Origin of the sequence: Streptomyces sp. NPDC055243, assembly GCF_044544025.1 — a bacterium.
GTDB lineage: Bacteria > Actinomycetota > Actinomycetes > Streptomycetales > Streptomycetaceae > Streptomyces.
Genome location: NZ_JBITWR010000016.1, coordinates 15001 through 30137, shown reverse-complemented (window position 1 = coordinate 30137; position 15137 = coordinate 15001). Strand labels below are relative to the sequence as shown.

Here is a 15137-nt window from a genome sequence, read left to right as displayed (position 1 = left end):
GCGAGCCCCGGCGGCGTACCTCCTGGTCCGACTGCTTCAGCGGCCGCGCCAGATACGAACCCGCTACGACAGCGAGTCGACGGCCACGGAGGCCGCTTCCGCGATGAGCTTGTCGTCGGGCTCGGCGTCCTTCTTGGCGCGGTTCGACAAGATCGCCATGACGATGGGCGCACCGTCGGGCGGCCACACCACGGCGATGTCGTTGCGGGCGCCGTAGTAATTGCCGGTTCCCGTCTTGTCGCCGACCACCCAGTTCTCGGGCACACCGGCCTTGATGGTGTGGTCCCCGGTGGTGTTGGTCTTGAGCCACCGGGTCAGCTGTGCGCGCTCGCCCTTGCCCAGGGCGTCCCCGAGGACGAAGGCGCGCAGGTCCTTGGCCAGCGCCCGCGGCGTGCTCGTGTCCCGCTTCTCGCCCGGGACCCAGCTGCTCAGGTCGGGCTCGCGGCGGTCCATCCGCGTGACGTGGTCGCCCATCTTCTCGAGCGCGGCGTCCAGCCCCTTGGGGCCGCCGAGCTGGTCGAAGAGCAGGTTGGCCGCGGTGTTGTCGCTGTAGCGGACGGCGGCATCGCACAGCGCGCCCAGGGTCATGCCGGTCTCGACGTGCTTCTCGGTCACGGGGGAGTTGGCGACCAGATCGTCCTTGGAGTACGTGATCTTCCGGTCGAGGCCGCTCAGGGAGTACTTGTCCAGCACGGCTCCGGCGGCCAGCGCCTTGAACGTGGAGTTGTAGGCGAAGCGCTCACCGGCGTTGTAGGCGACCTCGCGCCCGGTGCCGGTGTCGAGGGCGTAGACACCGAGACGCGCGTCGAACTTGCGCTCAAGCGCCTTGAAATCGCGGGCGAACGGCTTCGCCGCCTGTGCGGGCTTCGTGGTTCCCGCGGGCTTCGTGGTCGCCGTGGAGGGGGACGACGAGGCCGAGGAGTCGCCGTCCGCGCAGGCCACGAGCGGGACGACGCAGAGCGTGGCAAGCGCGCCGAGAACGGCGCGACGGGCACGGGTGTGGTGCATGGGCCAAACCTCCGGGCGCCCCAGCGGCAGGGCGCATAGGGGACGGGGCGGCACGGCTCCGTCCCGGTGCGTGGTCGTGAGTGCCAGGACCACCCTTGCCCTCGGGTGCGTATGCGGTCCAATACGCTCATGCGTGGTTCCATGCCGATCTGGCATAGGGTGCGGGGCGTGGATCTGGTGGGAGCGTGTCGCGCGTTCGTCAGCGTCAGCGAGTACGGCAGCTTCACCGACGGTGCGGCCGCGGCGCGGATGTCCCAGTCGGTGGCCAGCCGTCGTGTCGCCGCGCTGGAGGAACGCTTCGGTGAGCCGCTGTTCGAGCGGACGTCGAGGCGCGCCGTCCTGACCCCCTTCGGGCGGGACATGCTGCCGACCGCCCGGCAGCTGGTGCAGGCGGCCGACGTGCTCCTGGACGAGGCGGAGGCCGTCAAACGCAAGCCGTGGCGGCTCGCCGTGCCCGGCATCTGCTCCACGGTGGGTCTGGCCCGCCTGGTCGCCGAGGCGCGCGGCCACGGTGTCACGCTCGACCTGCGGGTCGCGGCGCCCACGCAGCGCAGGGAGCTCCTCCACGCGCAGCAGGTGCGCGCCGCCCTGCTCGCGGTGCCGGCGGACGAGGCGACGTGGTCCGTGCCGCTCGGGCTTGCCGGTGCCCAGGATCCCGGAGTGCGCCGCGTCTACCTGGAGACGCTGCGGGTCGGACGCGCCACCCCCGGGCCCGCCCGCCGCGTCTGGATCCAGCCGGAGGACGACGTGCCGCACATCCGCGATCCGCTGACGCGCCTGCGGGACGCGGTGGGCCTGCGGCCCGCGCAGCTGACCGCCGCGGCCGATCTGACGAGCGCCGCGGCCGAAGTCCTCTGCTCGGGCGACCTGTTGCTCTGCTCCCTCGCCCAGGCCGAGGAACTCGCCCTGACCTGGCGGCCCATCGGCGAGATCACGCTCGGCCGGGGGTTCACCCTGGCCGCCGCCGCGGACGGCAATCCGCAGCACATCGAGGCGCGCCTGGGCGACGCCATCGCCCGCTGCCTGGGCGCGGGTGCCCAGGCCGGGATCAGGGGAGGGACGGCGCAATGACCGACGGCATGGACGGTGGCCCGGGCAGCGGCCTGGGCGGCATCGGCGGCGGCATGAGGACCGAGGCCCTGCTGCGCGACCTGCGCCAGCAGCTGCGCGACGGCGGCCTGCACGGCTGCCTGCTCGTGCGCGACCTGCACACGGGGGAGGAGCTGGGGATCGAGGCGGACACCCACCTGCCCTCCGCCTCCCTGGTCAAGGTCCCGCTCGCGCTCGCGACGGTCGAGCGGATTCGGCGCGGCGAGCTCGACGGGGCGACGGCGCTCGAGGTGGAGCCCGGACGGGTCACCACACCCGGCCCCACCGGACTGAGCCGCTTCCGCCACCCCGCCCGGATCGCGATCGACGACCTGCTCTACCTGAGCACGTGCCTGAGCGACGGAACGGCCGCCGACGCGTTGTTCGAGCTCACCCCGCCCGCCCAGGTCACCGGCATCCTGCACGAGCTCGGCATCCGCTCCATCGCCGTACGGCACACCGTGGGCGAGCTGTTCGACACCCCGGTGGAACGCTTCGACCCCGACCAGATCCATCTCGCCCACGCCCTGGCCATCGACGCCGGCACCAGCGGCCGCGGCCACCGGGTGCCGCAGCTGGACACCACCCGCGCCAACACCGGCAGCGCGCGCAGCTTCGTCGACCTGCTGCAAGCGCTGTGGACGCCGTCGAAGATCCACCCGGACGTGGCCGAGCGGCTGCGCGATCTGTTGGCCCACAACGTACTGCGGCACCGCCTCACCCCGGACTTCATCTCCGACGCCAGTACGTGGTCCTCCAAGACCGGCACCCTGCTCAACCTGCGGCACGAGATCGGCGTCGTCGAGCACGCCGACGGCCAGTCCTTCGCGATCGCCGTCCTGACCGAGTCGCTCGTCCCGGCCAGCGCACAGCCCGGCGCGGACGCCCTCATGGCACAGGCCGCCCGCAGCCTGCGGGATCACCTTCGGCAGCTGTAGCCGCCGCGCCGCGATGAACTCCCTCACCAGCCACAACAGTTGACCTACCGACCCGTGACGTCGGAAGATCCTTGTCGGCCGGAGTGGGACGAACATCGCCCGCCGCGCACTGAACCGGTCGGACACGTAGGGGAGCCACGGATGACTGCAGACGACGCCAACGTCCACATCGACACCAGCAAGCCGCACCCCGCGCGTGTCTACGACTGGCTTCTGGGCGGCAAGGACAACTACCTCGTCGATCAGGAGCTGGGCGAGAAGCTGCCGCCCGAGGCACGCGCGAACGCGGCGCGGAACCGTGCGTTCATGCAGCGCGCCGCAGCCTGGCTCGCCGACAACGGTGTCAGGCAGTTCCTGGACATAGGCACCGGCATCCCCACCGCGCCCAATCTCCACCAGATCGTGCAGGCGATCGCTCCCAGCTCCCGGGTCGTGTACGCCGACAACGACCCGATCGTGCTGCGGCACGCCGAAGCCTTGCTGGTCAGCACTCCGGAAGGCGCCACGGACTATGTCCAGGCGGACGTGCGCAGGCCCGAGGCGATCCTCGACCGCGCCCGCGACCTGCTGGACTTCGAGCGGCCCATCGCGCTCTCCCTCATCGCCCTGCTGCACTTCATCACCGACGAAGAGGACCCCTACGCCCTCACGCGCACCCTGGTGGACGCGCTGCCCTCCGGCAGCTATCTGGTGCTGTCCCACGGCACCACCGACGAGCACCCCGCGCTCGCGGACTCCGTGACCGACACCTACAAGAAGGGGCAGGTGCCCTTGAGGATGCGGCGCCGCGCGGAGGTCGAGCGCTTCTTCGAGGGGCTGGAAATGGTCGAGCCGGGCCTGGTGACGGCGACGCACTGGTACAAGGAATCACCCGCGCCCAAGGCCGAGTTGAGCGGCTTCTACGTCGCGGTCGCCCGCATTCCCTGAGGCGTGAGGCGTGAGGCGGGTTCCCTGCCTGCCCGAGGGCATGGCCCCGTGCAGGCAGGGAGCGGGCGGCACTGCCGAGGGTCAGGAAAACAGGACCGACCGGAGCTTGAGCCGCTCGCTCGCGCCGCCGGTGTGGGGGCGCAGCGTGAAGTCGTCGCCGGAGCAGTCGGCGTTCGTGAAGACGATCGCGAAGGAGCCGGTGCGGTTCTTGGGGGAGTGGGCGGGCGGCTGGCTGTACTCCTGGGCCGCCTCGTCGAGCATGACGCACTCTCCGCTGGCCGGGTCGTGCAGGGTGGCCTGCTTTTCCTCACCGGCCCCGTTGACGTAGGTGTAGCTGAAGTCGCCCTCGGCCGCGTACGCGGAGCCGGGCACGGTCAGGATCAGCGCGGCGGCACCGGCCGCGGCGGCCAGTGAGTGACGAAGACGCATGGATCGTTTTCCTTTGCTGGGAACGGCACGTGAACGCATCCCGCATTCCCGTCCTGACCAGCAGGGATACCTGACTTCGAGCGGATGCGCCGCTGAAACGATCCGCCCTCACCCGTTCGGTCCCGCCAGGGATCGGGGAGCGGTGCTCGGCGCGCGTCACCGATGGCGGTACGGGCCGCGTGTGCGAGGGGCCCGCGAGGGCGATCCCGAACGGATTCAGCAAGCACGCAAACAGAACGCAAGAATTGCACTATTCTTGCGTGCATGACGCGACGACTTGCTCAGGTGGCGCGGAAGGTCGGGGTCAGCGAGGCCACGGTCAGCCGGGTGCTCAACAACAAGCCGGGAGTCTCCGAGGCGACCCGGCAGTCCGTGCTCTCGGCCCTGGACGTCCTGGGGTACGAGCGGCCCACCCAGCTGCGTGGCGAGCGGGCCCGGCTGGTGGGTCTGGTGCTGCCAGAGCTGCAGAACCCGATCTTTCCCGCGTTCGCGGAGGTGATCGGCGGAGCGCTCGCCCAGCAGGGGCTGACCCCGGTGCTGTGCACCCAGACCAAGGGTGGGGTCTCCGAGGCGGACTATGTCGAACTGCTGCTGCAACAGCAGGTGTCCGGTGTGGTGTTCGCCGGTGGGCTGTACGCGCAGGCGGACGCCCCGCACGGGCACTACAAGCGGCTCGCGGCGCGCAAGATCCCGGTCGTTCTCGTCAACGCGGCCATCGAGCGGCTCGGTTTTCCGGCGGTCTCCTGCGACGACGCGGTCGCGGTCGAGCAGGCCTGGCGGCACCTCTCCTCGCTGGGCCACCGGCGCATCGGCCTTGTGCTCGGACCCGCTGATCACATGCCGTCGCAGCGCAAGCTCGTCGCCGCCCGCGCGATCGCCGAACGGGTGGGCGGGGCGCTGCCCGAGGAGCATGTCTCGCGGGGAATGTTCTCGATCGAGGGCGGCCAGGCCGCCGCCGTGAAGCTCCTGGACGCCGGGGTCACCGGCATCATCTGCGCGAGCGACCCCCTCGCGCTCGGGGCGGTGCGCGCCGCACGCCGCCGGGGGCTGGGCGTCCCGCACGACGTCTCCGTCGTCGGCTACGACGACTCGGCGTTCATGACCTGCACCGAACCCCCGCTGACCACGGTGCGTCAGCCCATCGAGGCCATGGGCCGCGCCGTGGTCGAGCTCCTCGCCCTGCAGATCGCGCAGAGCGCGGTGCCCACGGAGGAACTGCTCTTCGAGCCGGAGCTGGTGGTGCGCGGCTCGACGGGGCAGCCGCCGCAGGAGGAGGCGCAGGGGTAGCCGCGGGAGGAGCCCGTCGGCCGCCGGGCGGCTACCGCCTCCAAGCTGTCAATTTCTTTCAATCATCGCGCGAGATATTGCGTGGATCTGCTGGCGGTGCTTGAGTGGGCGCCGCCACACAGTCCGCGCAGCTGTGGGCTTCCCGCTCCTGCCATGCCGTCGTCCCCGCCCGCACGGGCGGGTGGCGCTGTCCAAAGGGGTCCACCGATGAGCAGCTCCGGAATGCCGTACCTCCGACGCATCCGCCGCCGCACCACTGGCACCACTCGCACCACCCACCGCCGTACCGCCACGGTCGCCGTCGCCTCCGCGCTCGCCCTCACCGCCCTCGCGGCCTGCGGCACCAGCAGCAGCGACGAGGGCGACTCCGACGGGGACAAAGGCGTGGACGCGGCCAACGCCGCCGCCCCGCTGGACCCGAAGACCAAGGTGACGCTCACCATCGACTGCATGCCGCCGGCCGCCGAGAAGGCCGAGCTCAAGCAGTGGAAGGAGGACGTCGCCGCGTTCAACAAGAAGTACCCGAACGTCACGATCAAGGGGAAGCAGACCGACCCCTGCCTGGAGCCTCCCCGCTTCACGGCGATGCTGAAGGCCAAGTCCCAACCGGACGTCTTCTACACCTACTTCACCGATCTCCAGCAGGTCCTGGACAACGACGGCGCCCAGGACATCAGCGCTTACGTCAACGACAAGTCCGTCCCGGCGCTGCGGGACATGGACCCGAACGTCCTGAACGTCCTGAAGAAGGACGACAAGCTCTACGGACTGCCCTACAGCAACTACACGATGGGCCTGCTGATCAACCGCAAGCTCTTCGAGAAGGCCGGACTCGACCCCAACTCGCCCCCGACCACCTGGGCCGAGGTCCGCACGGCCGCCAAGAAGATCGCGGCTCTGGGCGACGGCGTCTCGGGCTTCGGCGAGTACAGCGCCGGCAACAACGGCGGCTGGCACTTCACCGCCACCACCTACGGCCTCGGCGGCGACATCGTGAGCGAGGACGGCACCAAGGCCGCCTTCAACAACGCCACCGGCAAACAGATCGTCGACAACCTCAAGGCCATGCGCTGGGACGACAACAGCATGGGCAAGACCCAGCTCCTGAAGTGGGGCGACCTGCAAAAGCAGATGGCCGCCGACAAGCTGGGCATGTTCCTCGCCGCGCCCGACGACATCACGTACATGGTGCAGAACCTCGGCGCGAAGTACGACGACTTCGGCATGGGCCCGATACCCGGCCAGAAGGCGACCCTCTTCGGCGGCAACGACTACATGATCAAGAAGGGCAGCTCGCCCGACCAGATCAAGGCCGCGATCGCCTGGATCAACTTCAAGTTCCTCAGCGTCGGCAAGGGCCAGTTCGACTGGGCCCGCACCAAGGCGGACGGGCTGCCCGTGGGCCTGCCGCAGCCGAACTTCTGGACCGGCGAGAGCAAGACCAAGGACGACAAGGCGCGCGCGGCCAGTTCGACCATGCCCGTCGAGAACTTCCAGGCCTTCACCGACAAGCCGGTCACCGGCAAGGCCGAGCCGCCCAAGGCCCAGGAGGTCTACAAGGTCCTCGACACGCTGATGTCGGCCGTCCTCACCAACAAGGGCGCCGACGCGGACAAGCTCCTGAAGACCGCCGAACAACAGGTCAACCAGGTCCTGGCCAACCAGTGATGTCCGCTCCCACCCTCTCCGAGAACAAGGCCCGGCCGTCCTCACCGACGGACAGCCGGGCCGCCCGCCCCGAACGCGGCGCGTTCCGCCAGGCGTTGAAGCGCAACCTCACCGCCCACGCCTTCCTCATCGGCGCCCTGCTGTGCTTCTCGGTCTTCTCCTGGTATCCGATGGTCAGGGAGTTCATCCTGGCCTTCCAGAAGACCGAGAACGGCGAGACGGTCTGGGCCGGCTGGTCCAACCTCAGCTACATCTTCAACGACCCGGCGTTCTGGCAGGCCTGGCGCAACACCCTGCTCTTCACCGCCCTCGCGCTGCTGCTCGGCTTCGCCGTGCCCTTCGCCATCGCCCTGATCCTCAATGAATTCCGGCACGGCCGCGGCTACTTGAGACTGCTGGTCTACCTCCCGGTGATGCTGCCGCCGGTGGCCTCCGTGCTGCTCTTCAAGTACTTCTACGACCCCGGATACGGCCTGTTCAACCGCATCCTGGAAGCCGTCGGCCTCCCGGGACAGGCCTGGCTGCAGGACACCGACACCGCGATGATCTCCGTGGTCGTCGCCGCCACCTGGATGAACATGGGCGGCGCGACCCTGATCTACCTGGCCGCGCTGCAGTCCATCCCCGGCGAGCTGTACGAGGCGGCCGAGCTGGACGGCGCGGGCGTCTTCCGCCGGATCTGGCACGTCACCATCCCGCAGACCCGGCTGATCCTCTCGCTGATGCTGCTCCTGCAGATCATCGCCACCATGCAGGTGTTCGTCGAGCCGTTCCTGCTCACCGGCGGCGCGGGCCCCGAGGGCGCGACCCTGACCGTCGTCCACCTCATCTACCAGTACGCGTTCACCTTCAACAACTACGGCAGCGCGGCGGCGCTCGGCCTGGTCCTGCTCGTACTGCTCGCCGGATTCTCGGCGGCGTACGCACGGCTGAGCCGCGCAGGCAGCGAAGACTAGCCGGGGGAGAGCACGGACATGAGCACACGCACCCTGATCTCCCCGGCCCAACTGGCCCGGCCCCGCGGCAAGGTCCTGTACTGGACCGCCTTCACCGTGGTGACCGTCGTCTTCACCCTGGTCTTCATCGGCCCGCTGTACTGGATGGTCACCAGCGGCCTCAAATCCCCGCAGGAGTTCGCCCAGACACCGCCCACCCTGGTCCCCGACGCCGTCCATCCGCAGAACTACGCGGACGCCTGGGGCGTGATGGACCTGGCCCGGCTCCTGTTCAACACCCTGTACTACGCGTTCGGCGCACTCGCCTTCCAGCTGATCTTCGACGTGGCCGCCGCCTACTCGCTCTCCAAGCTGCGGCCCGTGTTCGGCAAGGCGATCCTCGGGATGATGCTGCTCACCCTGATGATCCCGGCCACCGTCCTGGTCGTACCGCAGTACCTGACCGTCCTGGACGTGCCGGTCGTGGAGCGCAACCTCATCAACTCGCCCTGGGCGATCTGGCTCCCCTCGGTCACCAACGCCTTCAACATCTTCCTGCTCAAGCGGTTCTTCGACTCCATCCCGCGCGAGCTCCTGGACGCCGCCGCCATCGACGGAGCATCCCCGCTGCGCACCCTGCGCTCGGTGGTCCTGCCCCTGTCCCGGCCGATCCTCGGCGTCGTGTCGATCTTCGCGGTGGTCGCGGTCTGGAAGGACTTCCTCTGGCCGATGCTCACCCTGCCCGACCCCTCCAAGCAGACGGTCAACGTCGGCATCTACTCCCTGGCCGCCAGCGTCTCCGAGAACTGGCTGCTCGCCGCCCTGGCCATCGCCTCGCTGCCGACCCTGATCATCTTCCTGATCTTCCAGCGCAACATCATGAGCGGCCTGACGGCCGGCAGCCTCAAGGGCTGACCCCCGGGCCCACCCGCGCACCCCGCCACCGGCCAAGCGCCGCGGCGGCGGGGTCCCACCTGCCCGAAAGGAACCTCACGTGGCAGCCACCTCCCCGACCGATGCCTCCTGGTGGCGTTCGGCCGCCATCTATCAGGTGTACGTACGCAGCTTCGCGGACGGTGACGGCGACGGCACCGGCGACCTCGCGGGCGTCCGTGCCAAGCTGCCCTACCTTGCCGAACTCGGCGTCGACGCCCTGTGGTTCAGCCCCTGGTACCTCTCGCCCATGGTCGACGGCGGATACGACGTCACCGACTACCGCGTGATCGACCCCGCGTTCGGCACCGTCGCCGAGGCCGAGAAACTGATCGCCGAAGCGCGCTCCCTCGGCATCCGCACCATCGTCGACATCGTCCCCAACCACGTCTCCGACCAGCACCCCTGGTTCAAGGCGGCCCTGGCCGCGGGACCCGGCGCCCCCGAGCGCGAGCTCTTCCACTTCCGCCCCGGCCGTGGCGCGCACGGTGAACTGCCGCCCAACGACTGGCCCTCCCAGTTCTCCGCGACCGCTTCGACCTGGACCCGCGTCGAGGACGGCGAGTGGTACCTCCACCTCTTCGCGCCCGAACAGCCCGACCTCAACTGGGCCCACCCGGCGGTCCGTCAGGAACACGAGGACGTCCTGCGGTTCTGGTTCGAGCGCGGCGTGTCCGGCGTACGGATCGACTCCGCAGCCCTGCCCGCCAAGGACCCCGCCCTGCCCGACTTCACCGAAGGAGTCGACCCGCACCCCTTCATCGACCGCGACGAACTCCACGACATCTACCGCTCCTGGCGGGCCGTCGCCGACGAGTACGGCGGCATCTTCGTCGGCGAGGTCTGGCTCCCCGACGCCGAACGCTTCGCCCGCTATCTGCGCCCCGACGAACTGCACACCGCCTTCAACTTCTCCTTCCTGTCCTGCCCGTGGGAGCCCGCGCGGCTGCGTACGTCCATCGAGGCCACCCTCGCCGAGCACGCCCCGGTCGGCGCCCCCGCCACCTGGGTGCTGTGCAACCACGACGTGACGCGCACGGTCACCCGCTACGGCCGCGAGGACACCGGCTTCGACTTCACCACCAAGGCCTTCGGCACCCCCACCGACCTGACCCTCGGCGCCCGCCGCGCCCGCGCCGCGGCCCTGCTGGCCCTCGCCCTGCCCGGCGCGGTCTACATCTACCAGGGCGAAGAACTGGGCCTGCCCGAGGCCGACATCCCCCTGGACCGCATCCAGGACCCCATGCACGAGCGCTCCGGCGGCACCGACCCGGGCCGCGACGGCTGCCGGGTGCCCCTGCCCTGGACGGCCGCCGAACCGCACGCGGGCTTCGGGTCGATGACAGGACCCTGGCTGCCGCAGCCGGCGGGCTGGCCCGCGTACGCCGCCGACCTCCAGGCCACGGACCCGCGCTCCATGCTCACGCTCTACCGCGACGCCCTGCGGCTGCGCCGCGTCGAACCGGGTTTCGGCGACGGCCCGTTGACCTGGCTGCCTGCCGCCGACGGCGTCCTGGCCTTCGTCCGCGAGCCGGGCCTGGCCTGCGTCGTCAACCTCGCCCCCGAGCCCTGCGACCTCCCCGTCCACACCCGCCTCCTGCTGGCCAGCGGCCCCCTGGACGAAACGGGCCGGCTGCCGCAGGACACGGCGGTCTGGCTGCGCATCTGACGCACCGCATCCATGCGCCATCCCCCACCCCCCAGGAGAAGGGAATGTCATGCCCCCCACAAGAACTGGATCAGTCCCCTTAGTCAGACGAGTAGCGGCAACATGCGCCGCACTGGCCTGCGCCGCGGCCCTGGGTATCGCGGGCCGCACGGCCGACGCCGCCGAACCGCCCACCCCCGTCTCGCCGTTGGCCGTCGAGGGCCGTGGCGCGAGCGTCCCCTTCACCGAACTGGAGGCGGAGGCCGCGGTCACGTCGGGCTCCGTCATCGGACCCGACCGCACCTACACCACCCTCCCCTCGGAGGCCTCCGGCCGCACCGCCGTACGGCTCGACGCGGCGGGGGAGTACGTCGACTTCACCCTCACCGCCCCCGCCAACGCGGTCTCCCTGCGCTACGCCCTGCCCGACAACGCCGAGGGGACCGGCATCAGCGCACCCCTGCGGCTCAGCGCGGACGGGAACCAACTCGCCGAGCTGACTCTGACCTCCAAGTACAGCTGGTTCTACGGCAGTTACCCCTTCAGCAACCGCCCGTCCGACGGCACCCCGCACCACTTCTACGACGAGACCCGGGCCCTCTTCGGCAAGACCCTCCCCGCCGGAACGAAGGTGCGTGTCCAGCTGCCCTCGACCGGTGCCACCGACTGGGCGGTCATCGACCTCGCCGACTTCGAACAGGTCGCGGCGCCGATCGCCCGCCCCACCGGCGCTCTCTCGGTGACCGACTACGGAGCCGATCCCACCGGCGGACAGGACTCCACCGCCGCCTTCCAGCGGGCGGTCGACGCCGGCAGCTCCCAGGGCAAGGACGTCTACATCCCCCAGGGCCGCTTCAAGCTCACCGACCACGTCGTCGTCGACCGGGTGACGCTGCGCGGCGCGGGCCCCTGGTACTCCGAGCTCACCGGCCGCCACCCCACCGACCGCAACCGCGCGGCCGGGATCTACGGCAAGTACGTCCAGGGCGGCGGCTACAAGGGCGAGATACGCCCCCACGAGGCGGGCGGGCCCAGTCGCGACGTCACCCTCAAGGACTTCGCGATCCTCGGTGAGATCACCGACCGGGTCGACGGCGACCAGGTCAACGCCATCGGCGGCGCCCTGAGCGACTCGACGGTGGACAACGTATGGCTTCAGCACACCAAGGTCGGCGCCTGGATGGACGGCCCGATGGACAACTTCACCCTCAAGAACAGCCGGATCCTCGACCAGACGGCTGACGGCGTCAACTTCCACTGGGGCGTGACGCGTTCGAAGGTCGAGAACACCTTCGTACGCAACACCGGCGACGACGGTCTCGCGATGTGGGCCGACACCAAGACCAATGCCGACAACGCCTTCACGGCCAACACGGTGGTCCTGCCGATCCTGGCGAACGCCGTCGCCGTCTACGGCGGCAAGGACATCTCCGTCACCGACAACGTCCTGGGCGAGAACCTCACCAACGGCGGCGGCCTGCACGTGGGCAACCGCTTCGACGGCGTCACCCCCGGCAACGGCACCGATGTCACCGGCACCTTCACCCTCGCCCGCAACACCCTGATCCGGGCGGGCAACACGGACACCGGCTGGAACTTCCCGATCGGCGCCCTGTGGTTCGACGCCCGCAACAGCCCCATCGACAAGGCCACCATCAACGTCACGGACACCGACATCCTCGACAGCTCCTACTCGGCGATCCAGTTCATCTCCGGGACCACCCGCGGCGTCCGCTTCGATGACGTCCGCATCGACGGAACCGGCACCTTCGCCCTCCAGCTCCAGGACCCCGGCGCCGCCTCCTTCACCCGCGTCACGGCCACCGGGCTCGGCTTCGGTGAACCCGTCTACAGCTGCCTGGGCGACCGCTTCACGATCACCCAGGGAGCGGGCAACTCCGGCTGGAACGAGAAGCTCCCCGCGACCTACTGCGACGCGTGGCCCAAGGCCCGATCCGTGACGCCCTCACCCAAGACCGAGCACTGACCTCCCCACTCACCAGGAAGGTGCACCATTCCATGACCAGACACGACAGGAGCACTACAAGATCCATCCGCAAGTGGTACGCCGCCGTGGCCACCGCGGGCCTCGTCGGCACCCTCGTCACCGGCCTGACGGCCACCGGCGCGCAGGCCGCCGAGGCGGCCGCGGGCGCCACCCTGCCCTTCACCTCCGTCGAGGCGGAGAGCGCGACCACGAACGGCACCAAGATCGGACCCGACTACACCCAGGGCACGGTCGCCTCCGAGGCGTCGGGCCGTCAGGCCGTGCGTCTGGCGGCCGGCCAGAGCGTCGAGTTCACGCTCGCCAAGGCGGCGAACGCGCTCAACGTCGCCTACAACGTCCCCGACGGCCAGTCGGGTTCGATGGCCGTGTACGTCAACGGCCAGAAGATCTCCAGGACGCTGGCCGTCACGTCCAAGTACAGCTACGTCGACACCTCCTGGATCGCGGGCTCCAAGACCCATCACCTCTTCGACAACGCACGGCTGCAGCTCGGCCAGAACCTGCAGTCCGGCGACAAGGTGAAACTGGAGGCCACGTCCACCCAGGTCACGGTCGACGTCGCCGACTTCGAACAGGTCGCGGCGGCCGCGGCCAAGCCGTCCGGCGCGCTCTCGGTCACCGACAAGGGCGCCGACCCCTCCGGCCAGGGTGACTCCACCCAGGCCTTCCGCGAGACCATCGCGGCGGCCAAGGGCGGCACGGTGTGGATCCCGCCGGGCGAGTACAAGCTCACCCAGTCGCTCAACAACGTCGACAACGTCACGATCCGCGGCGCGGGCAACTGGCATTCGGTCGTGCGCAGTTCACGCTTCATCGACCAGTCGAGCGCACCCACCGGCAAGGTGGGCCTGCACGACTTCGCGGTGATCGGCGAGGTCACCGAACGGGTCGACAGCAGCCCGGACAACTTCGTCAACGGATCGCTCGGCCCGAACTCCAGCGTCTCCGGCATGTGGCTCCAGCACCTCAAGGTCGGCCTGTGGCTGATGGGCAACAACGACAACCTGGTCGTGGAGAAGAACCGCTTCCTCGACATGACCGCCGACGGCCTCAACCTCAACGGTACGGCGAGGGGTGTCGACGTACGCAACAACTTCCTGCGCAACACCGGTGACGACGCCCTGGCGATGTGGTCCCTGAACGCCACCAACAGCGACTCGAGCTTCACCGGCAACACCATCTCGCAACCCAACCTCGCCAACGGCATCGCCGTCTACGGCGGGCGTGACATCACCGTCAAGGACAACCTGATCCTCGACACCAACGCCCTGGGCAGCGGCATCGCCATCTCCAACCAGAAGTTCATGGACCCGTTCTTCCCGCTGGCCGGCACCATCACCGTCTCGGGGAACACCCTCGTCCGCACCGGCGCCATGAACCCCAACTGGCAGCACCCGATGGGCGCCTTGCGCGTGGACGCGTACGACAGCGCCATCGAGGCCACGGTGAACATCACCGACACGACGATCACCGACAGCCCCTGGAGCGCGTACGAGTTCGTGTCGGGCGGCGGCACGGGCAAGGCGGTGAAGAACGTGACCATCGACCGCACGACCATCGACAAGGTGGGCACGGTCGTCGTCCAGGCCGAGACGCCCGGCGCGGTCAAGATGTCGAACGTCAAGGCCACCGGGGTGGGCGCGGCCGGCGTCTACAACTGCCCCTACCCGACCGGCTCCGGCACCTTCACCCTCACCGACGGCGGCGGCAACTCCGGCTGGGACAGCACCTGGGACAACTGCTCGACCTGGCCCACGCCCGGCGGCGGCAACCCCGACCCCGACCCGGACCGCAACCTCGCCAAGAGCCGCCCGGCCACCGCGACGGGCTCCGCCGACGTCTACACCCCGGCCAAGGCGGTCGACGGTGACGCGGCGACGTACTGGGAATCCACCAACAACGCCTTCCCCCAGTCGATCACCGTCGACCTCGGCAAGTCCGAAGCGGTGCGCAGGCTCGTCCTGAAGCTGCCGCCGCCCGCGGTCTGGGAGGCAAGGACGCAGACCCTGACCGTCCAGGGCAGCACCGACGGCGCCACCTACAGGACGCTGGCGGAGTCGAAGGGCTACCGCTTCGACCCGGCGAGCGGCAACAAGGTGACCATCACGCTGCCCGCCTCCGCTCCGGACGTCCGGCACCTGCGACTGCACGTCACGGCCAACACGGGGTGGCCGGCCGCGCAGTTCAGCGAAGTGGAGGCCTACCTGTCCTGACGCGCCGCGCGCCCCGCTCGCTCCCGGTCGTGACCGGGGCGGGCGGGGCGCTCC

11 protein-coding genes and 1 pseudogene are annotated in these 15137 nt (G+C 69.8%); 10 read left to right on the top strand and 2 right to left on the bottom strand.

Annotated elements, in window-relative coordinates; all coding sequences use genetic code 11:
- Positions 1–63: 63 nt before the first annotated feature.
- Complete coding sequence (gene bla / locus ACIGXX_RS34735; protein ID WP_361467562.1) at positions 64–1008, bottom strand: class A beta-lactamase; 945 nt, start codon at positions 1006–1008, stop codon at positions 64–66.
- Between the two features lie 168 nt (positions 1009–1176).
- On the opposite strand from bla, the gene ACIGXX_RS34730 reads away from it, so the two are divergent.
- The 3 genes from ACIGXX_RS34730 to ACIGXX_RS34720 all read left to right on the top strand — a co-directional run bounded on the left by ACIGXX_RS34730 (position 1177) and on the right by ACIGXX_RS34720 (position 3962).
- Positions 1177–2079, top strand: coding sequence for a LysR family transcriptional regulator (locus ACIGXX_RS34730; RefSeq protein ID WP_399981753.1), 903 nt, complete (start codon positions 1177–1179; stop codon positions 2077–2079).
- 53 nt (positions 2080–2132) lie between these two features.
- The gene (locus ACIGXX_RS34725; RefSeq protein ID WP_399981970.1) at positions 2133–3035 is read left to right on the top strand and encodes a serine hydrolase; all 903 of its coding nucleotides are present in this window, start codon (positions 2133–2135) and stop codon (positions 3033–3035) included.
- Positions 3036–3176: 141 nt separating this feature from the next.
- Complete coding sequence (locus ACIGXX_RS34720) at positions 3177–3962, top strand: SAM-dependent methyltransferase (protein ID WP_351165740.1); 786 nt, start codon at positions 3177–3179, stop codon at positions 3960–3962.
- An 81-nt stretch (positions 3963–4043) separates the two neighbouring features.
- Here the strand turns inward: ACIGXX_RS34720 and ACIGXX_RS34715 are convergent, their stop codons facing one another.
- On the bottom strand, positions 4044–4391 hold the full coding sequence (locus ACIGXX_RS34715; protein ID WP_351165742.1) for a hypothetical protein: 348 nt from the start codon (positions 4389–4391) through the stop codon (positions 4044–4046).
- Positions 4392–4655: 264 nt separating this feature from the next.
- Here ACIGXX_RS34715 and ACIGXX_RS34710 point away from each other — a divergent pair, with 264 nt between their 5' ends.
- From ACIGXX_RS34710 to ACIGXX_RS34680, 7 genes and pseudogenes are all read left to right on the top strand, one after another.
- Positions 4656–5678 (top strand): LacI family DNA-binding transcriptional regulator, encoded by a 1023-nt coding sequence (locus tag ACIGXX_RS34710; RefSeq protein WP_351165745.1) that lies wholly within the window; start codon positions 4656–4658, stop codon positions 5676–5678.
- Positions 5679–5900: 222 nt separating this feature from the next.
- Positions 5901–7346 (top strand): extracellular solute-binding protein, encoded by a 1446-nt coding sequence (locus tag ACIGXX_RS34705; protein ID WP_399981967.1) that lies wholly within the window; start codon positions 5901–5903, stop codon positions 7344–7346.
- Positions 7346–8302 carry a sugar ABC transporter permease gene (locus ACIGXX_RS34700; protein ID WP_366464437.1) on the top strand — a complete coding sequence of 319 codons (957 nt, stop codon included), beginning with the start codon at positions 7346–7348 and terminating at the stop codon, positions 8300–8302. The genes ACIGXX_RS34705 and ACIGXX_RS34700 overlap by 1 nt, the downstream gene beginning before the upstream one ends.
- Positions 8303–8320: 18 nt before the next feature.
- The gene (locus tag ACIGXX_RS34695; RefSeq protein WP_351165749.1) at positions 8321–9196 is read left to right on the top strand and encodes a carbohydrate ABC transporter permease; all 876 of its coding nucleotides are present in this window, start codon (positions 8321–8323) and stop codon (positions 9194–9196) included.
- 79 nt (positions 9197–9275) lie between these two features.
- Positions 9276–10883 carry a glycoside hydrolase family 13 protein gene (locus tag ACIGXX_RS34690; RefSeq protein WP_361467572.1) on the top strand — a complete coding sequence of 536 codons (1608 nt, stop codon included), beginning with the start codon at positions 9276–9278 and terminating at the stop codon, positions 10881–10883.
- Between the two features lie 49 nt (positions 10884–10932).
- A pseudogene (locus ACIGXX_RS34685) lies at positions 10933–12807 on the top strand (glycosyl hydrolase family 28-related protein); the annotation flags it as partial.
- A gap of 74 nt (positions 12808–12881) precedes the next feature.
- On the top strand, positions 12882–15083 hold the full coding sequence (locus ACIGXX_RS34680; RefSeq protein WP_399981746.1) for a discoidin domain-containing protein: 2202 nt from the start codon (positions 12882–12884) through the stop codon (positions 15081–15083).
- Positions 15084–15137 lie beyond the last annotated feature (54 nt).

Bases quoted from the DNA above. Each gene is read 5' to 3' on its own strand.
- bla (WP_361467562.1), bottom strand. From the start codon at position 1,008: ATGCACCACACCCGTGCCCGTCGCGCCGTTCTCGGCGCGCTTGCCACG.
- ACIGXX_RS34725 (WP_399981970.1), top strand. From the start codon at position 2,133: ATGAGGACCGAGGCCCTGCTGCGCGACCTGCGCCAGCAGCTGCGCGAC.
- ACIGXX_RS34720 (WP_351165740.1), top strand. From the start codon at position 3,177: ATGACTGCAGACGACGCCAACGTCCACATCGACACCAGCAAGCCGCAC.
- ACIGXX_RS34715 (WP_351165742.1), bottom strand. From the start codon at position 4,391: ATGCGTCTTCGTCACTCACTGGCCGCCGCGGCCGGTGCCGCCGCGCTG.
- ACIGXX_RS34710 (WP_351165745.1), top strand. From the start codon at position 4,656: ATGACGCGACGACTTGCTCAGGTGGCGCGGAAGGTCGGGGTCAGCGAG.
- ACIGXX_RS34705 (WP_399981967.1), top strand. From the start codon at position 5,901: ATGCCGTACCTCCGACGCATCCGCCGCCGCACCACTGGCACCACTCGC.
- ACIGXX_RS34700 (WP_366464437.1), top strand. From the start codon at position 7,346: ATGTCCGCTCCCACCCTCTCCGAGAACAAGGCCCGGCCGTCCTCACCG.
- ACIGXX_RS34695 (WP_351165749.1), top strand. From the start codon at position 8,321: ATGAGCACACGCACCCTGATCTCCCCGGCCCAACTGGCCCGGCCCCGC.
- ACIGXX_RS34680 (WP_399981746.1), top strand. From the start codon at position 12,882: ATGACCAGACACGACAGGAGCACTACAAGATCCATCCGCAAGTGGTAC.